This window comes from Pseudomonas sp. C9 (assembly GCF_002000165.1).
Taxonomy (GTDB): Bacteria; Pseudomonadota; Gammaproteobacteria; order Pseudomonadales; family Pseudomonadaceae; genus Aquipseudomonas.
This window is the reverse complement of sequence record NZ_MPAK01000001.1, coordinates 3,156,192-3,178,562: the sequence shown is the minus strand read 5'-3', so window position 1 is coordinate 3,178,562 and position 22,371 is coordinate 3,156,192. Positions and strand designations below refer to the sequence as shown.

General features: G+C 60.0%; 20 protein-coding genes. 8 read left to right on the top strand and 12 right to left on the bottom strand.

The window, feature by feature from the left end:
• Positions 1-66 precede the first annotated feature (66 nt).
• From BMS17_RS14795 to BMS17_RS14755, 9 genes are all read right to left on the bottom strand, one after another.
• Positions 67-885 (bottom strand): phosphoglycolate phosphatase, encoded by an 819-nt coding sequence (locus tag BMS17_RS14795; RefSeq protein ID WP_046030020.1) that lies wholly within the window; start codon positions 883-885, stop codon positions 67-69.
• Entirely contained in the window at positions 882-1,556 is a 675-nt protein-coding gene (gene rpe, locus BMS17_RS14790) for a ribulose-phosphate 3-epimerase (protein ID WP_046030019.1), read from the bottom strand. Before rpe ends, BMS17_RS14795 begins: the two co-directional genes overlap by 4 nt.
• Positions 1,557-1,672: 116 nt before the next feature.
• Positions 1,673-2,821 (bottom strand): iron-containing alcohol dehydrogenase, encoded by a 1,149-nt coding sequence (locus BMS17_RS14785; protein WP_046030018.1) that lies wholly within the window; start codon positions 2,819-2,821, stop codon positions 1,673-1,675.
• Positions 2,822-3,042: 221 nt separating this feature from the next.
• Positions 3,043-3,867: an ABC transporter permease gene (locus BMS17_RS14780; protein WP_027926741.1), complete on the bottom strand. Its 825-nt coding sequence runs from the start codon at positions 3,865-3,867 to the stop codon at positions 3,043-3,045.
• Between the two features lie 12 nt (positions 3,868-3,879).
• Positions 3,880-5,127 carry an ABC transporter permease gene (locus BMS17_RS14775; protein WP_046030015.1) on the bottom strand — a complete coding sequence of 416 codons (1,248 nt, stop codon included), beginning with the start codon at positions 5,125-5,127 and terminating at the stop codon, positions 3,880-3,882.
• A 171-nt stretch (positions 5,128-5,298) separates the two neighbouring features.
• Complete coding sequence (locus BMS17_RS14770) at positions 5,299-6,342, bottom strand: ABC transporter substrate-binding protein (RefSeq protein ID WP_046030014.1); 1,044 nt, start codon at positions 6,340-6,342, stop codon at positions 5,299-5,301.
• 48 nt (positions 6,343-6,390) lie between these two features.
• The gene (locus BMS17_RS14765) at positions 6,391-7,515 is read right to left on the bottom strand and encodes an ABC transporter ATP-binding protein (RefSeq protein WP_046030013.1); all 1,125 of its coding nucleotides are present in this window, start codon (positions 7,513-7,515) and stop codon (positions 6,391-6,393) included.
• 323 nt (positions 7,516-7,838) lie between these two features.
• Entirely contained in the window at positions 7,839-8,492 is a 654-nt protein-coding gene (locus BMS17_RS14760; RefSeq protein WP_175648964.1) for a response regulator transcription factor, read from the bottom strand.
• Positions 8,493-8,538: 46 nt separating this feature from the next.
• Positions 8,539-10,935 carry a PAS domain S-box protein gene (locus tag BMS17_RS14755; protein ID WP_077431169.1) on the bottom strand — a complete coding sequence of 799 codons (2,397 nt, stop codon included), beginning with the start codon at positions 10,933-10,935 and terminating at the stop codon, positions 8,539-8,541.
• Between the two features lie 73 nt (positions 10,936-11,008).
• On the opposite strand from BMS17_RS14755, the gene BMS17_RS14750 reads away from it, so the two are divergent.
• Positions 11,009-12,001: an alpha/beta hydrolase family protein gene (locus tag BMS17_RS14750; protein ID WP_046030010.1), complete on the top strand. Its 993-nt coding sequence runs from the start codon at positions 11,009-11,011 to the stop codon at positions 11,999-12,001.
• A gap of 123 nt (positions 12,002-12,124) precedes the next feature.
• Here BMS17_RS14750 and BMS17_RS14745 read toward each other — a convergent pair whose 3' ends face one another.
• The 3 genes from BMS17_RS14745 to BMS17_RS14735 are packed head-to-tail and all read right to left on the bottom strand — an operon-like array spanning position 12,125 to position 14,581.
• Positions 12,125-12,892 carry a TerB family tellurite resistance protein gene (locus BMS17_RS14745; protein WP_077431168.1) on the bottom strand — a complete coding sequence of 256 codons (768 nt, stop codon included), beginning with the start codon at positions 12,890-12,892 and terminating at the stop codon, positions 12,125-12,127.
• A 1-nt stretch (position 12,893) separates the two neighbouring features.
• Positions 12,894-13,565, bottom strand: a complete 672-nt coding sequence (murU, locus tag BMS17_RS14740; protein ID WP_046030004.1) for an N-acetylmuramate alpha-1-phosphate uridylyltransferase MurU — start codon at positions 13,563-13,565, stop codon at positions 12,894-12,896.
• A complete protein-coding gene (locus tag BMS17_RS14735) occupies positions 13,562-14,581 on the bottom strand; it encodes an aminoglycoside phosphotransferase family protein (RefSeq protein WP_077431167.1) in 1,020 nt (339 codons plus the stop codon). Before BMS17_RS14735 ends, murU begins: the two co-directional genes overlap by 4 nt.
• A gap of 130 nt (positions 14,582-14,711) precedes the next feature.
• Here BMS17_RS14735 and BMS17_RS14730 point away from each other — a divergent pair, with 130 nt between their 5' ends.
• The 7 genes from BMS17_RS14730 (at position 14,712) to glpE (ending at position 22,355) form a co-directional block, all read left to right on the top strand.
• Positions 14,712-17,510: an LPS-assembly protein LptD gene (locus tag BMS17_RS14730; protein WP_077431166.1), complete on the top strand. Its 2,799-nt coding sequence runs from the start codon at positions 14,712-14,714 to the stop codon at positions 17,508-17,510.
• Positions 17,491-18,807 carry a peptidylprolyl isomerase SurA gene (gene surA / locus BMS17_RS14725; RefSeq protein WP_046030065.1) on the top strand — a complete coding sequence of 439 codons (1,317 nt, stop codon included), beginning with the start codon at positions 17,491-17,493 and terminating at the stop codon, positions 18,805-18,807. Before BMS17_RS14730 ends, surA begins: the two co-directional genes overlap by 20 nt.
• Entirely contained in the window at positions 18,804-19,793 is a 990-nt protein-coding gene (gene pdxA, locus BMS17_RS14720) for a 4-hydroxythreonine-4-phosphate dehydrogenase PdxA (RefSeq protein ID WP_046029996.1), read from the top strand. Before surA ends, pdxA begins: the two co-directional genes overlap by 4 nt.
• Positions 19,790-20,608 (top strand): 16S rRNA (adenine(1518)-N(6)/adenine(1519)-N(6))-dimethyltransferase RsmA, encoded by an 819-nt coding sequence (gene rsmA, locus BMS17_RS14715; RefSeq protein WP_046029992.1) that lies wholly within the window; start codon positions 19,790-19,792, stop codon positions 20,606-20,608. The genes pdxA and rsmA overlap by 4 nt, the downstream gene beginning before the upstream one ends.
• A gap of 123 nt (positions 20,609-20,731) precedes the next feature.
• Positions 20,732-21,112, top strand: coding sequence for a Co2+/Mg2+ efflux protein ApaG (apaG, locus tag BMS17_RS14710; RefSeq protein WP_046029991.1), 381 nt, complete (start codon positions 20,732-20,734; stop codon positions 21,110-21,112).
• Positions 21,112-22,029 carry a symmetrical bis(5'-nucleosyl)-tetraphosphatase gene (locus BMS17_RS14705; RefSeq protein ID WP_046029989.1) on the top strand — a complete coding sequence of 306 codons (918 nt, stop codon included), beginning with the start codon at positions 21,112-21,114 and terminating at the stop codon, positions 22,027-22,029. The genes apaG and BMS17_RS14705 overlap by 1 nt, the downstream gene beginning before the upstream one ends.
• Positions 22,026-22,355 carry a thiosulfate sulfurtransferase GlpE gene (glpE, locus tag BMS17_RS14700; RefSeq protein ID WP_008061556.1) on the top strand — a complete coding sequence of 110 codons (330 nt, stop codon included), beginning with the start codon at positions 22,026-22,028 and terminating at the stop codon, positions 22,353-22,355. The genes BMS17_RS14705 and glpE overlap by 4 nt, the downstream gene beginning before the upstream one ends.
• Positions 22,356-22,371 lie beyond the last annotated feature (16 nt).

The following is a 22,371-nucleotide window of genomic DNA, read 5'->3' as shown; positions in this document are numbered from 1 at the left end:
AGCCTCGTGGCTTGAGGGTCTAACAGTCAGGTATGCAAACGCGCCGGTATGCCGGCCAGGAACAAGTCAGGCGCGCCAACGCCAGCGGGCCAGGGCCTTGATGACTTTCATCCAGAGTTTGCGAGTGACCACCACGATGGCGTTTCCAGCAGGGGGTTGAACAGCGTCGAGCAACGTTATCTCAGCGGCCGGATCCAGGCAACCGGGAATTAGCTTGCGCAGATCGTCGATGACCAGCGCTGGCGATTCCTCGGCAATCGGCCGGCCATGGTTGTAGCCATAACTGAGCGCCACACACTTGACCCCCGCCGCTTTTGCCGCCTGCACATCGCTGCGCGAATCGCCGACGAACAAGGATTGCGAAGCCGGAATGTTGGCCATTTTCATTACGAAAAACAGCGCGGCCGGATCGGGTTTCTTCTGCGGCAGGGTATCGCCGCCGATGATCCATTTGAAGTAGCGGCCGATTTTCATCTGATCCAGCAGCGGCGCGACGAAACGCTCCGGCTTGTTGGTGATCAGCGCCATCTCGACACCCTGCTTGTGCAGCCACTTCAAGGTGTCGCGCACACCGGGATAGACCACGGTCAGTTCATGGCTTGCGCCATAAGCCTGCATAAAAATTTCCAGCGCGTGTTCGGCCTCGACGTCATCGACGGCCGCATGCTCGATGCCACCCGCCAATGCACGACGCACCAATACCGGCGCGCCGTTACCGACCCATTCACGGACCGACTCGATGCCGGCAGGCTTGCGGCCCAGCTTGAGCAGCATGTGATCCACAGCCGCTGCGAGGTCCGGGACCGAATCGATCAGCGTGCCATCCAGATCGAACATCACCAGCCGCGGCAGACGCCCCGGGAACAGCTGCTCAAAACCACTCATGGGCGAGCCAACGCCAGCTCGGCGCGCATCTTCTCGATCACTTCCTGATAGTTCGGCGCGTTGAAAATTGCCGAACCGGCGACGAAGGTGTCAGCCCCCGCCGCCGCGATTTCACGAATGTTGTTCACGTTCACGCCGCCGTCGATTTCCAGGCGAATGTCACGCCCGGAGGCATCGATCAACGCCCGTGCTTCACGCAGTTTGTCGAGGGTGCCGGGAATGAACTTCTGCCCGCCGAAGCCCGGGTTGACGCTCATCAGCAAGATCATGTCGACCTTGTCCATCACGTACTTGAGCACGTCGAGCGGGGTCGCCGGGTTGAACACCAGGCCCGACTTGCAGCCGCCCTCGCGGATCAATTGCAGCGAGCGGTCGACGTGCTGCGAGGCTTCCGGGTGGAAGGTGATGTAAGTCGCGCCGGCTTCGATGAAGTCACCGACGATACGGTCCACCGGGCTGACCATCAGGTGCGCGTCGATCGGCGCGGTCACGCCGTATTTGCGCAACGCAGCGCACACCATCGGGCCAATGGTCAGGTTCGGTACGTAGTGGTTGTCCATGACATCGAAGTGCACGAAGTCGGCGCCGGCGGCCAGGACGTTGTCCACTTCTTCACCCAGGCGGGCGAAGTCGGCGGAGAGAATCGACGGAGCAATGACGAAGGGCTGCATGACGCACCTTTTTTGAGCAGAATCACGATGGCGCGCATTGTATACCTCATACTTTGGCGCGCGCACTGTGACCGCGATGATTGGGGCTGCCTTCGATCAATAAGTCACGAGGAGCTCTAGTACGCCGCCCGATAGATTTTCTCGATATCGACGGCGCTCAATTTGCGCGGATTGTTGCGCATCAGGCGCTCGATCCCCGCCGCTTCTGCGGCCATCGCCGGGATGGCGTCTTCGGGAACGCCGAAGCTGCGCAGCCCTTGCGGAATTTCCACCGCAGCGCACAACCCGGTCATCGCCTCCACGGCTTTATCTGCCGCTTCGTTGGCACTCAGATGAGCGGTCTTCACCCCCATGGCCTCGGCAATATCCTGCATGCGTTCGACGCAGGCCATCTTGTTCCAGGTCATGACATAGGGCAGCAGCAAGGCGTTGCTGACGCCGTGGGCGATGTTAAAACGTCCGCCCAGCGGATACGCCAACGCATGCACCGCGCCGACCCCGGCATTGCCGAACGCCATGCCCGCCATCAGGCTGGCGGTGGCCATGTCTTCGCGGGCTTGCAGGTTGGACGGATTGGCATAGGCCTTGGGCAGCGCCTTGGCGATCAGCTTGATGGCGCCGATGGCGAGGGCGTCGGTGATCGGCGAAGCGTTGACGGACAGGTAGGATTCAATGGCATGCACCAGCGCATCGACGCCGCTGGCAGCGGTGACACCGCGCGGGCAAGTCAGGGTCATTTGCGGGCTGACCAGCGCCACGTCCGGTAACAGATAGTCGCTGACGATACCTTTTTTCAGCTGCGCGACCTTGTCGGAAAGGATCGCCACGTTGGTGACTTCAGAGCCGGTGCCGGCGGTGGTCGGGATCGCGATCAGCGGCGGCCCTTTGCGCGGCACCTGGTCGATGCCGAACAAATCTTCCAGCGCGCCGTGGTAACCGGCATACGCCGCCACGCTCTTGGCAATGTCGATGGCACTGCCGCCGCCCAGACCGATCAAGCCGTCATGCCCGCCGTCGCGATACACCCGCATGCAGTCTTCGACGATGGCGATTTCCGGGTCTGGCAGCACCCGATCAAATATCTCGTAGGTCCGGTCCCCCAGCTGTGCCAGCGCCAGTTCGACCGTGCCGGACTTGACCAGCGCCGCATCAGTGACAATCAGCGGGTTATCGACATCAAGACGCGTCAGTTCAGCGGCGAGCTGCTCGATGGCACCTGCGCCGGTGATCAGTTTGTGAGCGATTTTGAAAGAGGAAAGACTCATCGTGCGCAGCCTCTTATAGGTAGGGGAGCTGGGCACAATAGTAGCTGGGGATTGGGGTTTGTCTGCTATTCAGCTCGTGAATGACCAACGATCCCGAAAACACCCCAAAACAACTGTGGGAGCGAGCTTGCTCGCGATGGCGGCGTGTCAGTCAACCTTAGTGTTGAATGTCAGGGCGCTATCGCGAGCAAGCTCGCTCCCACAGGGGATGGTGCAGGGCTTTAGACCTGGGCGGTGCGCAGTTTCTCGCTACGCCCACGCAGCCATTCCAGGGTCAGCAGCAGGATCACCGAGAAGGCGATCAACAGCGTCGCGGCGGCGGCGATGGTCGGGCTGAGGTTTTCGCGGATCCCGCTGAACATCTGCCGTGGCAGGGTGGCTTGCTCGGGACCGGCGAGGAACAACGTCACCACCACTTCATCGAACGAGGTTGCGAAGGCAAACAGCGCACCGGAGATCACGCCCGGCGCAATCAGCGGCAACGTCACCCGGCGAAACGCGGTCAGCGGCGATGCACCGAGGCTTGCAGCGGCACGCACCAGGTTATGGTTGAAGCCCTGCAACGTCGCCGACACGGTGATGATCACAAACGGCACACCCAACACCGCGTGCACCACGATCAGCGAGAAGAAGCTGTTGCCCAATCCGAGCGGGGCAAAGAACAGGTAACTCGCCACGCCAATGATCACCACCGGCACCACCATCGGCGAAATCACCAGTGCCATGACCAGCGCCTTGCCAGGAAAATCGCCGCGGGTCAGGCCAATCGCCGCGAGTGTGCCGAAGACCATCGCCAGCACCGTCGCCGCCGGGGCAACAATGATGCTGTTCTTCAGTGCGCGCATCCATTCGGCCGAGGCGAAGAAGTCCTGATACCAGTGCAGCGAAAAGCCTTGCAGCGGGTACACCAGGAAACTGCCTGAGTTGAACGACAGCGGAATGATCACCAGCACCGGCAGAATCAGGAACAACAGAATCAAGCCGCAGAGAATCCGCAAACTGTAGAACCACACCCGCTCGACGGGCGACATATAAGGACTCAGCATTTCGTTCTCCCCTTAGCTCAGGCGCAGGCGGCTGGCGCCCACCAGCCAGCTGTAAATCAGATAAAGCACCACCGTCGCCAGGAGCAGCAGGCCGCCGAGTGCGGTCGCCATGCCCCAGTTGATGCTGGTGTTGGTGTAGAAGGCGACGAAGTAGCTGACCATCTGATCGTTCGGGCTGCCCAGCAATGCCGGGGTGATGTAGTAGCCGATGGCGAGGATGAACACCAACAGGCAACCGGCGCCGACACCGGCATAGGTCTGCGGGAAATACACCCGCCAGAAGCTTGCAAACGGATGGCAGCCGAGGGAAATCGCGGCACGCATGTAGGTGGGCGAGATGCCTTTCATCACGCTGTAGATCGGCAGAATCATGAACGGCAGCAGAATGTGCACCATCGAGATGTAGACGCCGACACGGTTGAACACCAGCTCCAGCGGTTTATCGATGATGCCCATGGCCATCAGGCCGCTGTTAATCAGGCCGCCCGATTGCAACAACACGATCCATGCCGCAACACGCACCAGGATCGAGGTCCAGAACGGCAGCAGCACCAGAATCATCAACAGGTTGCTTTGACGCGAAGGCAGGTTCGCCAGCAGGTAGGCCAGTGGGTACGCCAATACCAGGCAAATGGCCGTGATGATCAGCCCCATCCAGAAGGTCCGGGCGAAAATGTCGAGGTAGATCGCCTGGTCAGGGGTGGCCGGGGCAATTTCGCCGAGGTCATCGATGCGATGATCGACAGCCGCCAGCAAGTAGTAAGGCGTAATGCTGCTGACGTTGCGGCGTACCGCCTGCCAGTAGGCTGGATCACCCCAACGCTCGTCGAGACCTTCCAGCGCTTCTTTATAGGAGGTCGGTTCGGTGGCGAACGGCAAGGCGCGAGCCGTTTTGGTCAGCAGGCTGCGATAGCCGGCCAATTCCATGTTCAGGCGCTTGGACAAATCGCCCAGGGTTTGATTCTTGCGGGCTTCGGCGAGGTCTTCGCTGGCCGCTTTGTAAACTGGTTCAGCGGGCAAGCCTCGGCCGTCCCAGCTGGCGATGGCCGACACGGTGCGCGGCATGCCGCCGACCACTTCCGGGTTGCCCACGCTTTTGTAGAGCAGCGCCACGATTGGCACCAGGAACACCAGCAACAGAAACAGCACCAGGGGCGCGATCAAGGCCTGGGCTTTCCAGCGGTTGACCCGCTCGGCGTGCTTGAGTCGCTGCTTCAAGGTGGGGTCAGTGCCCGCGTTCAGGGGAATGGCGGTGGCCATGGCGTACTCCGGAAATCTTTTTTATCGTTGCAGAGGCATACAAACAACCTGTGGGAGCGAGCTTGCTCGCGATGGGGGCATTCCATCCGACATCGATGTTGACTGCCCCACTGCTATCGCGAGCAAGCTCGCTCCCACAAGGATTGCGGTGTTCAAACCACAGGGTTGTGCTTACTTCGCAGCCCAGGAGTTGAAGCGCTGCTCCAGTTGCTCGCCGTTGTCAGCCCAGAAGCTGACGTCGATTTGCACCTGGTTGGCGATGTTTTCCGGGGTGGTCGGCATGTCTTTCAGGACATCCTTGGACAGCAACGGAACGGCTTGGGTGTTGGCCGGGCCGTAAGCGATGTTTTCCGAGTAGGTCTTCTGCTGCTGTGGCATCACCGAGAAAGCGATGAATTTCTTCGCCGCTTCAGCGCGTGCCTTGTCCAGACCTTTTGGAATCGCCCATGCGTCGAAGTCGTAGATGCCGCCATTCCACACGACTTTCAGGTTGCTTTCTTTCTGCACGGCAGCGATCCGGCCGTTGTAGGCCGAGCTCATGACCACGTCACCGGAGGCGAGGTACTGCGGCGGTTGTGCGCCAGCTTCCCACCACTGGATGCTTGGCTTGAGTTCATCGAGCTTCTTGAACGCGCGGTCCTGACCATCTTTGCCGGCCAGCACTTTGTAGACGTCTTTCGGCGCAACGCCGTCGGCCATCAGAGCGAATTCCAGGGTGTACTTGGCGCCTTTACGCAGGCCACGTTTGCCCGGGAATTTCTTGGTGTCCCAGAAATCCACCCAGCTGGTTGGCGCGGAAGCCAGTTTGTCGGCGTTGTAGGCCAGCACGGTCGACCACACGAAGAAGCCTACGCCGCATGGCTGGATGGCGCCTTTGACGTAGTCTTCGGTTTTGCCGAACAACTTCGGATCCAGCTGCTCGAACATGTCTTCGTCGCAACCACGGGACAGTTCTGGCGATTCAACTTCGACCAGGTCCCAGGACACGCTCTTGGTGTCGACCATGGCTTTGACCTTGGCCATTTCACCGTTGTACTCGCCCGCCACGATCTTGCCGTTGCCTGCCGCTTCCCACGGTGCGTAGAAGGCTTTGACCTGCGCAGCCTTGTTCGCCCCGCCAAAGGACACCACGGTCAGGTCCGGGCCGGCAGCCATTGCGCTTGCCGCCCCCATCATGCCCAGTGCCAGAGCGGTGAATTTCAGGGATCTCAACATTTATTGTTCTCTCCACGTGCAGGGTTGGTGTTGTTGAAGCCGGGGCGATCAGTTCGCCTCTAAAAGTGGGTCGAGCGCGCGAACGTGTTCGACCTGCCAGCCAAGCGGTACCACGTCGCCGACAGCCAGCGCGGGATCGAGCTCGGCAATCGGTTGTTTCACGAAGAAGTCAGTCTTGCCGCAGACTTCCAGGCGAACCCGGACGTGGTCGCCCAGATAGATGAATTCCGCCACCCTCCCTGAGAAGCGGTTGACGCATGACTCGCTGGAACCATTGAGGCTGATACGCTCGGGGCGAATCGACAGGGTGACGGGTTCGCCGGTCTTGCCGACGTTGACCGCCAGCGCTTCAACCTTCTCGCCGCGACCCAGTTCAACGATGCAGCGGTCGCCGGTCTGGCTATGCAAGCGGCCGTTGAGGCGGTTGTTCTCGCCGATGAAGTTGGCGACGAAGGTGTTTTTCGGTTCTTCGTAAAGCGTACGCGGCGGTGCGATCTGTTGAATTTCACCTTGATGGAACACCGCAACCCGGTCAGACATCGTCAGGGCTTCGCCCTGGTCGTGAGTCACGTAGACCACGGTCACACCGAGGCGTTGATGCAGGTGCTTGATCTCCATCTGCATGTGTTCGCGCAGTTGCTTATCGAGTGCGCCGAGCGGTTCGTCCATCAGCACCAGTTGCGGCTCGAACACCAACGCACGGGCCAACGCCACACGCTGTTGCTGACCGCCGGACAGTTGGGCCGGATAACGTTGAGCAAAGGCGTCGAGTTGCACCATGCTCAGGACGCGCTTGACCTTGTCGCTGACATCGCTCTTGTTCAGACCGCGCACGGTCAACGGGAACGCGAGGTTCTCGGCGACCGTCATGTGCGGGAACAATGCGTAGTTCTGGAACACCATGCCAATGTCGCGCTTGTGCGGCGGCACGTTATTGATGGCGCGCCCGGCCAACAGGATTTCGCCCGCGGTCGGGGTTTCGAAACCGGCGAGCATCATCAGGCTGGTGGTCTTGCCGGAGCCGGACGGCCCGAGCAAGGTGAGGAATTCGCCTTTGCGAATGTCCAGGTTGAGGTCTTTGACGATCAGGTTCTCGCCGTCGTAGCTTTTTTGCACTCCACGAAAGCTGACCAGAATATCGCTGGCCCCTGCGCTTGAATCGACCTGGCTCATACCCACACCTTTGTTATTGATGACTGCTGTGGGACTAAGCCTAGTGGACCCTGCCGACCACGCAAATCGGGGTGCAGGAGAGAATCGCCTCAGCCGGACGGAAGGCTCGGGGTAGGGATTGCCCTACAAGGATGGCGCGTTTTGGCAAACGCAGCGGCAAGCGGTCGGCTACAAGCCGCAAGGACTGGCAAAAGCAGGTTGGCGGGGTGTCGTAAATGGATATGCCACCGCGTTTGTCTTGCAGGAGCAAAGCTTGCTCGCGATGACGATTTCAAGGACGCCATCGCGGGCAAGCCTTGCTCCTAAAGGGTTCGCGGCGGGGTTTAGAGGAGTTTGTGTTCCATCGCGTACTTCACCAGTTCCGCCAGGGACGTGATGTTGAGCTTCTGCATCAGCCGCGCCTTGTGGGTGCTGATGGTTTTGTTGCTCAGTGCCAATTGCTGGGCGATGTCATTGACGTTAACGCCTTGGGCAAGACGTTCGAACACCGAAAACTCGCGCTCTGAAAGCAATGAATGCAATGGCCGTGAATCGGTCAGGCCGACTTCGAACACCATGCGGTCGGCGAGGTCCGGATCGATATAGCGCCCGCCCGCCGCCACTTTGCGGATCGCCGTCAGCAGCAGGGCCGGATCGCTGTCCTTGGTCGCATACCCCGCAGCGCCGACCTTCAACGCCCGGGCGGCCATTTGTGCTTCGTCGTGCATCGACAGCACCAGGATGGCGGGCGGATTGTTCAGTGCACGAATGCGCGGAATCGCTTCCAGGCCATTGACGCCCGGCATGGAGATATCCAGCAATACCACCTCGCAGGGCACATGCCGCAAGGTCTCGAGCAACTGTTCGCCATTGCTCGCCTCCCCCACCACCAGCAAGTCCTTGGCCAGGCCAATCAATTGCTTGATGCCTTCGCGAACGATGGTGTGGTCTTCAGCTACCAGTACACGGATCACAGTCTTCTCCAGATTCAAGATCATTCGCGAGCAGGCTCGCGAAGGCGTCAATACAACCAACACCTATTCTTCAAACTTCATCCACCGGCACGCGCACACTCAGGGTGGTGCCTTCACCCGGTTCACTTTCAAGCGACAACTGCCCGCCCATGATCAACACCCGCTCACGCATGCCGACAATCCCGAAGGAGGTCGGCCTGCCGGTCGCGGCGACAAATCCTACGCCATCATCGCTGACCGTCAGACACAACTCGTTGCCGTCCAGCGACAATGACAGTTCGACAGTATGCGCCTGGGCATGACGCATGACATTGGTCAGGGCCTCCTGAAGGATCCGGAACAAACCAATTGCCCTCGCATCGCTGAGCAGTGGCAGATTGTCCGGCACCTGCACCAAACAAGGGATCTGTGTGCGCGCCTCGAAACGCCGGGCCTGCCATTCGATGGCAGACGCGATCCCGGCATCCAGGATCGGTGGTCGCAGCGCCGTGGCCACGTCGCGCACCAATTGGAACAGCTGGGCGATCAAGCGCTTCATGCTGTTCAAGCGTTCGTTCAGACCCGGGTCGAGTTGGGCGTATGCCAATTCGCACATGGACGTTTCCAGTTTGAGCACGGTCAGCATCTGACCCAGTTCGTCGTGGACTTCCCTGGCGATACGGGCCTTTTCCTCTTCGCGCACGCTCTCCAGATGGGCGGACAACTCGCGCAACTGCTCGCGGGAGCTGGCGAGTTCCAGCTCAATACGCTTGCTCTCGCTAATGTCCCAGACGATACCGTCCCAGACATAGGTGCCGTCTTCGAGCCGACGGGTGATGGCTTTGATTTCGGCCCAACGCTGTTCACCCGAACGGGTCAGGATCCGTCCTTGCCACGACCAGTCGCTGTCAGTATCGAGCGCAAGGTCCTGAGTCTGGTGATAGCTCGCCTTGTCGTCCGGGTGCACCAGGCTGCGCAAGCCTTTGTCGCGATGGGCCAGGGTAGCCGGCGAGTACCCTACCAGGCTTTCACTGCCTTCACTGATGTAGGCAAAGTCGATTTGCCCCGTCACCAGCGCGCGCTCCAGGCGAAAGACCAGCCCGGGAACGTTGGCAGCGATCCCCTGCAACCGTGCCTCGCTTTCCTGCAACGCGGCCAATGCCCGACGACGCTCGGTGACGTCATTGAGGTAGACCACCAGGTATTCGCCATCACGGAAGCGCATAAAGCTCAACGAAACATCCGTCGGTAAAATGCTGCCATCGGCCCGCACGCACTGGGTTTCGAAACTTTGCGGTCCATCCTCGCTGGCCCGTGCGCGCTTCCATAAGTTCAGCCAGCGATCCATGTGCAAACCAGGCTCGAAGTCGATCAGCGGCCGATCAATGATCCCGCCCGGTGGGTAGCCGAGCATGGTTTCTGCGGCGCGGTTGGTGTAACGCACATGGCTGTCCCAATTGACCCAGAGAATACCGACGGTGCTCTGATCGATGGAAAACTGCGTCAGGCGCAGCGCTTCTTCGCTGGCCTCACGCAGGGCAATGTCTTCGCGCGCGGCCAACAGGCGCTGCTCCAGACTGTGTTGTTGGCGCCGCTGCCAGATCACCGCGGCCATGCTGCTCAGCATCACCACGGCGAGCAGCAGACAGAGGTTTTGCCAGAAACCCGGGGACTCGGAGAACCTTGGATACTTGGGCTGCAGCCATTGGTTGTGCAGTTGCTCCAGGTCTTTTGCCGGGATTGCCCGCAGCGCACTTTCGACGATGCCGGCCAGCTCAGGCCAATCCCGGCGAGTGGCCACTCGCAGCAATTGCGGCAAGCCGATATCGCCCACCACGACCAGCCCGGCGAATTCGGGTTCAGCAATCAAACGCCCCAGCTGTGCTTCATCGACCACCGCGTAGCCGGCCTGCTGACTCAGCAACAATTGCAGCGCCTGGCGCTCGATCGGTACGCCTTGCAGATTCAGATGCGGGTAATTGCTGCGCAGATAGTCGGCGGTCACGCTGGGCATGCGCACCGCTACGCGGGTCTGGCTGTCGAGCTTCTCCAACTCCACGACACCGGTGCCTTTCTGATCGCTGACCACCAGTTGCGGCACCCGCATGTACGGGTCGGTAAATTGCCAAAGCCGCAAACCGGCCGGGGTTTGAGTCAACCCTACCGCGATGTCGACTTCCCCCTCGCGCGCGGCGTCTTCCAGTTGTGCGACATCAGGAAAATTGCGCCAGCGCAGCTCAACATTGAGGGCCTGGGCCAGCCACTTCATCAACTCGACGTTAACCCCGGACAGCCGTTGCAAGCGCCGATCATATTGAGCATACGGCGCCTGCAACACCACGCCGACCCGCAATTCATCATGGGTGGCCAGCCATTGCTGTTGCACAGGTGATAGCCGTGCGACATGGGTCGGTGGTGCAGACCCCGCCCACCCCATCAAGGGAAACCATAAACAGCCGATAACCCACAGGCAGCGAAAACGCATCATCGAAGTCTCACACACTGACAAACACTGACTAACCCATTAGGCTGCCGGAATCACTTCTGGCCTGGAATATCCGATGCCCCCTGTCTACCGCCTGGCACTGCCAGCATTGTGCCTGTCGCTGATCCTGCCTTGTGCCTTTTCTGTCGAGGCCGCCGACCCGGCGCCTGTCGTTGAAGAAAAACCCGCAGAAGAAAAACCGGTCGAACGCCAGCCATTACTTGAGCGTAGTCAGGAAGAAGCGACAGCACTTGAGCGAAAAATCCCTGCTCAGGAACAGCAACAACTGCAAGCCGGCACCGACAATTTTCTCGCCTTGTGGAAGCCGGCCAATACCGCCGAGCCCAAGGGCGCAGTGATTATCATCCCTGGCGCCGGCGAAACAGTTGACTGGCCTCAAGCAATCGGCCCATTGCGCCGTCAATTGCCCAACGCCCAATGGAGCAGCCTGAGTATCACCTTGCCCGACTTGCAAAGCGACGCCATTGCACCTCGCATCGTCGAAGTCGCGCCGGCACCTAAAGCGCCGGAAGCCGTCAGCAAAGACTCCACCACCGCAGCCCCGATCGAGCAGGCTGCTGGCGGTGAAGCAGACGTGGCGGACAAGGCCATCGCCGAAACCAGCGAGGAGCAAGCCAAGGCCGACGCCGAACGAATCTTCGCGCGTATCGACGCCGCCATTGCCTATGCCGAACAACAAAGCGCCCGCAGCATTGTCGTGCTGGGCCATGGTACGGGCGCTTACTGGGCCGCGCGCTACTTGAGTGAGAAGCAGCCCTCGCAAGTGGAAAAATTTGTGATGGTCGCCGCCCAGACGCCGGTTGCGGCGAAGCCTGAGCTGGCCGAATTGACGCCGACGTTGAAGCTGCCGACGGCTGATCTGTTCTATAAGGACAAAGCAGCGGATCGCAACGCAGCGCTGGAGCGTTTGCAGGCCAGCAAGCGTTTGAAGGCATCGGCGTTCAGCCAGGTTTCGCTCAAGGCATTGCCCGGCGATGCCAAGGCGGAGCAAGAGCAACTGGTGCGCCGGGTGCGCGGCTGGTTGAATCCGCAGAACGCGGCGGACTGACAGACCGCATCGCCCGATTCGCGGGCAGGCTCACTCCCACATTTCAACCTGCGAACACAGGTTCATTGTGGTAGCGTGGCTTGCCCGCGATCGCGGCATCACCGGTGACAGACCTCTTTCCTGCTAACGAAAATCCCGCCGCTCACGAATCAACGTGTAAGCCGTGTGCAGATCACGCGTCTTGTCCGTTGCCTCGCGAACCTGCAATGCCGTCGCCCCGCTGCCCGCAATCTTGTCCGGGTGATGACGACTGAGCAGGCGCCGATACGCGCGCTTGATCTGCGCTGGCTCACCGGTGGTCGACACGCCCAAAAGCCGCAACGCATCCTGGTAGGTAATGGCGTTGCTGACCTGTGGCCGTTTGTGCGGCTCATAATCGGTCGCCAGCGCCTGAACCTGGTGCGGCGTCCAGCCCAGCCACTTCCCCCACTGGGCAATCAGCTCGCGCTCGCGGTGACCGGCCCGGCCATCGGCCCAGACCATCCGCCAACAGGCGCGCAAGACACCTTCTGCCGCATGAGGCTGAGCACTCAGGCGCCGCAGATAGCCGCGTAACCGGTCATTCCCCGACTTGCCCCGATTGAACGCGGCAATGGCACGCCGCTGCGCCGAATCAGACATGTCCAAAGAGCGCATCTCTTGGCGAGCCTGCTGGATGTGACCCTCCACCACCCGACCATCGCTCTTGGCCAACCGACCCAACAACACGAACAGCAGTTCATCGTTGCGCAGCATCGGACGACCGCCGAGCTTTTCCAGCAAATGCCCAACGCTTTGCAGGTGCAAGCGCCGATCCAGCGCCTGCCCCAACAAGGCACCGAGCATGGCCCCCGGAATGCTGGCTATGGCAAAACCAGCTCCGGCTCCGATCAGAGTCCCTGGCCACAACATCTCAGCGGCTCGCTTCTATCAGTGTTTCAACTTCGGCCAGGCGTTCGTGCGTGCCGACATCCACCCACAGGCCTTTGAGCCGGTCACCGCTGACTTGCCCCTCGGCCATGGCTTTGCGCAACAGTGGTGCGAGCTTGAAAGCCCCGTCCGAACACCCCTCGAACAACTGCGGATGCAGCACTGCGATGCCGCTGTAAGTCAGGGTTGCTGCGCCCGGTTGGCCATCGCTCACGTGCCCGTCGGCCAACGTGAAATCGCCGACCGGGTGATGGGCCGGGTTGTTTGCCAATACCAGGTGAGCCAGCCCGGCAATGGGCTGGTGCAGCACGCTGAAATCGTAGTCGGTCCAGATGTCACCGTTGACCACCACAAAAGCATCGTCACCCAGCAACGGCAGTGCCCGGAAAATCCCGCCACCGGTTTCCAGCGGCTCACCTTCGGGCGAGTACGCAATGCTGACGCCGTAGCGCGAACCGTCGCCCAGATAATCTTCGATCTGCTGACCGAGCCAGGCATGGTTGATCACGATCTCGGTAAAACCGGCTGCCGCCAGGGCGCGCAGGTGATACTCGATCAGCGGCACGCCGCCAGCGCGAACCAGCGGCTTGGGAGTGGTCAGGGTCAGCGGGCGCATGCGCTCGCCTTTGCCTGCGGCCAGAATCATTGCCTTCATGCATGGACTCCGGCGCGCAGACTGGCGAGCAGTACATCCAGCTCCGCCAGTTCAGGACGGCGGGCGATCACCGCCTCTATATAAGCAAAGAAGCGCGGCACGTCGGCCAGGTAGCGCGGCTTGCCGTCACGATGGCAAATGCGGGCGAAGATGCCGATGACTTTCAAGTGACGTTGCACGCCCATCAGGTCGCTGGCACGCAGGAAATCCTCGAAGTCCGGTTGAACCGGAATGTCGAGCGCAGCGGCTTGCTGCCAGTAATTTTCAAGCCAGCCGCGCACACGCTCTTCAGGCCAGCTGAGGAAGGCGTCCTTGAACAGGCAGGTCACGTCGTAGGTCACGGGACCATACACCGCGTCCTGGAAATCCAGCACACCCGGGTTCGGTTCGCTGAGCATCAGGTTGCGTGGCATGTAGTCGCGGTGCACCAGGACTTTGGGCTGTGCCAGAGCGCTGTCGATCAGCAGATCGCTGACCTGCTGCCACAGCACTTTCTGCGCAGCATCGAACTCGATGCCCAGTTCGTGTTTGACGTACCAGTCAGGGAACAACTCCAGCTCGCGACGCAGCAGCGCGACGTCGTAACTCGGCAACGGCGCCACCATCGGCAACTGCTGAAAAGCCAACAACGCTTGCAGGGCGTCGTTGAACATATCGTCGGCGTTTTCGCTGTCGATCACGTCCAGGTAAGTCTTGTTGCCCAGGTCATTGAGTAAAAGAAAACCGCGCTCAAGGTCTTCGGCATAAATTTTCGGCACATTTATTCCGGATTTCGCCAGCAAAAAAGCGATATCCACGAAGGGTTTGCAGTTTTCCTGGGGCGGCGGAGCGTCCATCACGATGAAGCTTTTGCCCTCGCCTTCCCAGCGAAAATAGCGCCGAAAACTCGCGTCACTACTGGCCGCAGTCAGTGTGGCCGGGGGTACGACGCCCCAACCTTGTTCTGCAAAGAGAATCGCCAACTGCTCATCGAGCCAAACTTTCAGGTGTTGCAAACGTACATCTTGGTCAGGCATTGCAAGGGTCTCCGACGGCGCTAGCCGTCAAGCGGGTCATGCTTTATTATCCAGCATCTTTTTCAGACCATCGAGAGGCGTGCGGCCCACACCGCGGGCAGATGGCACGCAGGAAGCCCGGACTAATAAGATGGCATTGAAATCCCCCGCGTTTCGTAAAAAATTTCCGTTGTTGGTTACCGGCAGTCTGCTGGCCCTGCAACCCCTAGCCACTTCATTCGTGGTCGCCGCGGAACAGTATGACTGCTCAGTCTCTGCTTCGGGCTCCTGGGACTGTGCGCCAAAATCGCCGACGGCGGCATTGCCACCGCGTCCCATCCATGAGGGCAGCGCAGTTTCCGCCACTGGCGAAGCCGCAGCCGAGAACGGCTCCAGCGAAGATACCGGCGCCAAGCCTGCACTCGTTACCGAGGCCAAAGGCCGCGGCATGAAGTCGCGCAGTGAAGATTACAGCCACCTCGACTGGGTGCCACGCGAAAATCTCACTGCCGCGCAATTGGCCGAAACCGGTCCTTACTGCTCTGGTTCCTATATCGAACCGATTCGTCCTGGCATGAATGACAAGACGAATAAAAGTGACGCGCCGACCTTTATCGGTGCCAAAGCCTCACGCTACAACACCGAAGATCAAGTCGGCACGCTGGCCGGAGACGTCGTGTTGCGTCAGGGCAGCATGCAGGTCGAGTCCGACGAGGCCAGCCTGTATCAGGCCGAGAGCCGCGCCGAACTCAATGGCGACGTGCGTATTCGCGACAACGGCGCGCTGATCGTCGGCGACCACGCCGATGTGCAACTCGACACCGGTGAAGCCAAGGTCGACAACGCCGAATACGTGATGCACAAATCCCGCATCCGCGGTAACGCGCTGTACGCCAAACGTGCGGAAAACGCGATCATCCGCCTCAAGGATGGTACGTACACCACCTGCGAACCGAACAGCAACGCCTGGCAGTTGAAGGGTAACAACATCACCCTGAACCCGGCGACCGGCTTCGGCACCGCGACCAACGTGACATTGCGGGTCAAGGACATTCCAGTCCTGTACACGCCGTACATCTACTTCCCGATCGACGACCGTCGCCAGTCGGGCTTCCTGCCGCCGACCATCGGTACCGGCAGCGATACCGGCTTCATGCTGGTCACACCGTATTACTTCAACCTGGCACCCAACTACGATGCCACGTTGTACCCGCGCTACATGGAAAAGCATGGCTTGTTGATGGAGGGCGAATTCCGTTACCTCACCAAGTCCAGCGAAGGTCAGTTCGGTGCTGCGTACCTCAACGACGAAGATACCGAGCGCAGCAAGCAGACCGACTACCAGAAAGACCGCTACATGTATAACTGGCAGCACAAGGGTGGTCTCGACTCGCGAGTGCTCACGCAGGTCGATTACACCAAGATCAGCGATCCGTATTACTTCCAGGATCTGCAGACTGACCAGATCGGTGTAAAAAGCGCCGACTACGTGAATCAACAAGGTTCGGTCACCTACCGTGGCGACAGCTACATCGCTCGCATCAACGCCCAGGCCTATGAGCTGGCGACCGTTTCCAACATCACGCCGTATGATCGTTTGCCGCAGATCACCTTTAATGGTTCATTGCCTACTCATCCAGGCGGGCTTGATTTCGACTACGAAACAGAAGTCGTGCGATTTGATCGCGACCTGAAAAACGGCACGTTCACCGACGAAGACGGGAACGAGTCGCCGCGCCTGGACACCAACGTTCAAGGCCTGGCACGTGCCACTGGCGACCGCCTGAACCTGGCACCCGCCATCAGCCTGCCAATGAGCTCGACGTATGGTTTCCTGACGCCCAAGCTCAAATACCAGTACACGCAGTACCAACTGGACCTCGACAGCATCGGCAAATCGCAGATTGCTGCACAGACCCCGGAACAGGACCAACTCAACGGTACCTTCGACAGCAATCAAAACCGTGGCGTGCCGATTGCCAGCATCGACAGCGGCCTGTACTTCGATCGCAACACCCAATGGTTCGGCAAGAACTATCGCCAGACCCTTGAACCGCGTCTGTACTACCTCTATGTGCCAGAAGTGGACCAGGAAGACATTCCTGTTTTCGACACCGGCGAATACACCTTCAACTATGCATCGTTGTTCCGTGACAACCGCTTCTCCGGTTCCGACCGTGTCGGCGACGAGAACAAACTGTCGCTGGGCGTCACCAACCGCTGGATCGAAGATGACGGTTTCGAACGTCAACGCGTCAGCGTAGGCCAGGCCTTGTACTTCAAGGACCGCGAAGTCCAGTTGCCGGGTATCGATGCAAAAACCCGCGACGATGCGCATTCCAATGTTTCGCCTTACGCGCTGGAATACGAATACCGCTGGAACCGCGATTGGCGCACCACGGCCGACTACAACTGGGACCCGGACAGCCGCAGCCCTCGCTCGGGCAGCGCGATGTTCCACTACCAGCCTGAGGACAACCCGAACAAAGTCATCAACGCCGGCTATCGCTATCGCAATGACCAGGTCCGTTATGACCAGAACACCGGTAAGTGGTCCGTGGGTGGTGGTGACTACGGCACCCCTGGCCAGCCTGGCTACGTGAAGGACTACTACAAGATCGAGCAGCACGACTTTTCGGTTATCTGGCCGATCGTTCCTCAATGGAACGCCATCAGCCGCTGGCAGTATGACTACAACCGTGACCGTACCCTGGAAGCCTTCGGTGGTTTCGAGTACGACAACTGCTGCTGGAAACTGCGCCTGATCAACCGTTACTGGGTTTCCTATGACGAGTTCAGTCAGCAGGCTCCACAAAACGAAAAAGGCGACCACGGCGTCTTCCTCCAAATTGTTCTGAAGGGACTCGGCGGCCTCACTGGCTCCAAAGTAGAGAGTTTCCTCGACAAAGGCATCCAAGGTTATCGTGAACGTGAAGACCAAGCTTTCTGATTGTCTGCGCCCGCTCTTGCTGGGCGCGCTGTTCCTGGGTACTGCGGCCAACGCTGCCGTACAGTCCATCGACAAAGTGGTGGCCATCGTCGACAACGACGTGGTCATGCAGAGCCAACTGGACCAACGCGTCCGTGAAGTTCAGCAAACCATTGCCAAGCGCGGCACTGCCGTGCCACCAGCCAGCGTGCTGGAGCAGCAGGTGCTTGAGCGTCTGATCGTCGAAAACCTGCAACTGCAGATCGGCGAACGCTCGGGTATCCGCATTACCGATGAAGAACTGAACCAGGCGGTTGGCACCATTGCCCAGCGCAATAACATGTCGGTGGATCAATTCCGCGCGGCCCTGACTCATGACGGCCTGTCTTACGACGACGCCCGTGAACAGATTCGCCGTGAAATGGTCATCAGCCGTGTGCGTCAGCGTCGTGTGGCCGAACGCATCCAGGTGTCGGAACAGGAAGTGAAGAACTTCCTCGCGTCCGACCTCGGCAAGATGCAACTGTCCGAAGAGTTCCGCCTGGCCAACATCCTGATCCCGACACCGGAAAGCGCCAACTCCGATGCGATTCAGAATGCCGCCAAGCAGGCCGATTCGATTTACCAGCAGCTCAAGCAAGGCGCTGACTTCAGTCAGTTGGCAATCGCCAAATCCGCCAGCGAAACCGCACTGGAAGGCGGCGACATGGGCTGGCGTAAAGCCGCTCAATTGCCCCCTCCGTTCGATCGCATGCTGAGCTCGATGTCCGTTGGCGAAGTCACACAACCGATGCGCACACCGGGCGGCTTCATCATCCTGAAGATCCTCGAAAAGCGTGGCGGCCAGACCCAGGTACGCGACGAAGTGCACGTGCGCCACATCCTGGTCAAACCAAGTCCGATCCGCGATGAAGCTAAAACCAAGGCCTTGGTTGAATCGCTCTACGCTCGTATTGAATCAGGTGAAGACTTCAGCGAACTGGCCAAGAGCTATTCGGAAGACCCGGGTTCCGCCCTCAACGGCGGTGACCTGAACTGGGTTGACCCGAACGCACTGGTACCGGAATTCCGCGAAGTGATGGCCAAGACCCCGCAAGGTCAGTTGTCCAAGCCATTCCAGACCCAATACGGCTGGCACGTTCTGGAAGTCCTTGGCCGTCGCGCCACTGACAGCACTGCCCAGGCTCGTGAGCAACAGGCGATGACCGTACTGCGTAACCGCAAATACGACGAAGAGCTGCAAACCTGGCTGCGTCAGATCCGTGACGAAGCGTACGTAGAGATCAAACTTCCTGGTGCAGACCAGGCAGCGCAGTGAAACCCAAGCGTTTCGCGCTGACACCCGGCGAACCGGCCGGCATAGGCCCTGACCTGTGCCTGCTGCTCGCCTCGCAAGCCCAGCCACACCCCCTGATTGCCATTACCAGCCGCGACCTGCTCCTTGAGCGGGCCGCGCAGCTGGGTGTGGTTGTCGATGTATTGCCGGTCACCCCGGACAGTTGGCCGGATGTACCCGCACCCGCCAACAGCCTGTATGTCTGGGATACACCGCTCAATGCACCGGTCACCGCCGGCCAACTGGACAAAGCCAATGCCGCTTTCGTCCTGGAAACCCTGACCCGTGCGGGCCAAGGCTGCCTGGACGGGCATTTCGCCGGCATGATCACCGCCCCCGTGCACAAGGGCGTGATCAACGAATCCGGCATTGCCTTTTCCGGGCACACGGAGTTTCTCGCTGACCTGACCCACACCGCCCAAGTGGTGATGATGCTTGCCACCCGCGGATTGCGTGTGGCACTGGTCACCACTCACCTGCCCCTTCGCGAGATTGCCGATGCAATCACACCGGAGCGTCTGGAGCGGGTCACACGAATCCTGCATGCCGACCTGCAAGACAAATTCGGCATCGCCCAGCCACGCATCCTGGTCTGCGGGCTTAACCCGCATGCCGGCGAAGGCGGACACCTGGGCCATGAAGAAATCGACATCATCGAACCTACATTAGAGCGCCTGCGCGGTGAAGGCATGGACCTTCGCGGCCCCCTGCCCGCCGACACTCTGTTTACCCCCAAATATCTGGAGCACTGCGACGCGGTGCTGGCGATGTACCACGACCAGGGGCTGCCTGTGCTGAAATACAAAGGCTTCGGCGCGGCAGTCAACGTGACCCTCGGCTTGCCGATCATCCGCACGTCAGTCGACCACGGCACCGCCCTGGATCTGGCCGGCAGTGGCAGAATCGACACCGGCAGCCTGCAAGTCGCCCTGGAAACCGCCTACCAGATGGCCGAGACCCGTTTATGACCGAGCATTACCAACACAAGGCGCGCAAACGCTTTGGCCAGAACTTCCTGCACGATGCCGGTGTTATCGACCGCATCCTGCGCTCCATCCATGCCAAAACCGAAGACCGCGTATTGGAAATCGGCCCGGGCCAGGGTGCGCTGACTCAGGGCCTGCTCAACAGCGGCGCCCAGCTGGACGTAGTGGAACTGGACAAGGACCTGGTCCCGATCCTCAATCAGCAGTTCGCCGGCAGGAGCAACTTCAGCCTGCACCAGGGCGACGCCCTGAAGTTCGACTTCAACAGCCTGAATGCCGCGCCGGGCAGTCTGCGCGTGGTCGGCAACCTGCCGTACAACATCTCTACACCGCTGATTTTTCACCTGTTGCACAACGCCAGCCTGATCCGCGACATGCACTTCATGCTACAAAAAGAAGTGGTCGAGCGCATGGCGGCGGGTCCTGGTGGCGGTGACTGGGGCCGCCTGTCGATCATGGTTCAGTACCACTGCCGGGTTGAGCATCTGTTCAACGTCGGACCGGGCGCATTCAATCCGCCGCCAAAAGTTGATTCGGCCATTGTGCGCCTGGTGCCACACGCGGTACTGCCGCATCCGGCCAAAGACCACAAACTGCTGGAACGTGTCGTTCGCGAAGCGTTCAACCAGCGCCGCAAGACCCTGCGCAACACCCTCAAGTTGCTCCTGAGCAATGCCGAGATCGAAGCGGCTGGCGTCGATGGCAGCCTGCGTCCCGAGCAGCTCGACCTGGCCGCTTTCGTGCGCCTGGCCGACAAGCTCAGCGAACAAGTCCTGAACAAACCCGCCGCCGACTGACAGGTGACGAGCGTTATCGGGTAGGACGCCAGACGCGATGTCTGGTTTACTACCCGATACTTGGCCTAGACTGAACTCCATCAGCTAAGCCCCGCGTCCCGCTTCGTTTTTAAGGCCTCTTGCATGTCCGATCCTCGTTATCAGGTCGACGTCAGCGTCGTCACCCGCTATCTGGCAGAACAATCGCAACCCGAGCAAAGCCGCTTTGCCTTTGCGTACACCATTACCGTGCACAACAACGGCGAGTTACCGGCCAAACTGCTGTCGCGGCATTGGGTGATCACCGATGGTGACGGGCATGTCGAAGAGGTCAAGGGTGCGGGTGTCGTAGGCTTGCAACCGCTGATCCAGGTCGGCGAAAACCACACCTACAGCAGCGGCACGGTCATGACGACCAAAGTCGGCACCATGCAAGGCACCTATCAGATGATTGCCGACGACGGTAAGCATTTCGACGCCATCATCGCTCCATTCCGCCTGGCGGTGCCCGGAGCCTTGCACTAATGGCAACGTACGCCGTGGGTGACTTGCAAGGCTGCCTCGAGCCCCTGCAATGCCTGCTTGAGCGAGTGGCTTTCGATCCGGCCAAGGATCGCCTCTGGCTGGTGGGCGACCTGGTCAACCGCGGTCCGCAGTCGTTGGCAACCTTGCGCTTTCTCTATGGCATTCGTGAATCGCTGGTGTGCGTACTGGGCAACCATGACCTGCACCTGCTGGCCGCCGGGCGCAACATCGAACGCCTGAAGAAAAACGATACCCTGCGCGAGATACTCGAAGCGCCTGATCGCGCGGAACTGCTGGAATGGCTGCGCCAGCAAAAGCTCATGCACTACGACGAACTGCGCGACATCGCACTGGTTCATGCCGGCATCCCGCCCCAGTGGTCGTTGCGCAAAGCCCTGAAATACGCCGCCGAAGTTGAAGAGGCGCTGCACGACGACAACCGTATCGCGCCGTACCTCGACGGCATGTACGGCAACGAACCGGTGAAATGGGACAACGACCTCAAGGGTGTAGCCCGCCTGCGTGTCATCACCAACTATTTCACCCGCATGCGTTTCTGCACTCGCGAGGGCAAACTCGACCTCAAGAGCAAGGAAGGCGCCGACACTGCACTACCGGGCTATAAGCCCTGGTTCACTTACAAAGAGCGCAAGACCAAAGACCTGAAGATCATTTTCGGTCATTGGGCTGCACTCGAAGGCCAGTGTGACGAGCCGGGGATCTTTGCCCTCGATACCGGTTGTGTGTGGGGTGGCGCCATGACGCTGATGAATGTCGACACCGGCGAGCGCCTGCAATGCAAATGCGACGACCAGGGCCATAGCACTCCACCAATCGCCCCAATCACTACCGAACAATCGCCAGCCAGCGCCCCGCGCCAGACTGCGTTACCGACGAGCCACAGGAGCCCGCCATGAGCGAATTCAAACGTATCCCCCCAGAGCAGGCTCAGGCCCTGCGTGAACAAGGCGCGGTGGTGGTCGATGTTCGCGACCCTGCTACCTTCGCCGCGCTGCATATCAGCGGTTCGAAGCATCTGGACAACCATTCCCTGCATGCCTTTATCCAGGGCGCAGACCTGGACGCCCCCACCGTCGTGGTCTGCTACCACGGCAATTCCAGCCAGGGCGCCGCGGCCTACCTGATTAGCCAGGGATTCTCGGACGTCTACAGCATGGATGGCGGTTTTGAGCTGTGGCGCACAACCTATCCTGCAGAAACAGCGCAAGGCACCTCGGAATAATTTTTTTGTAACGTGC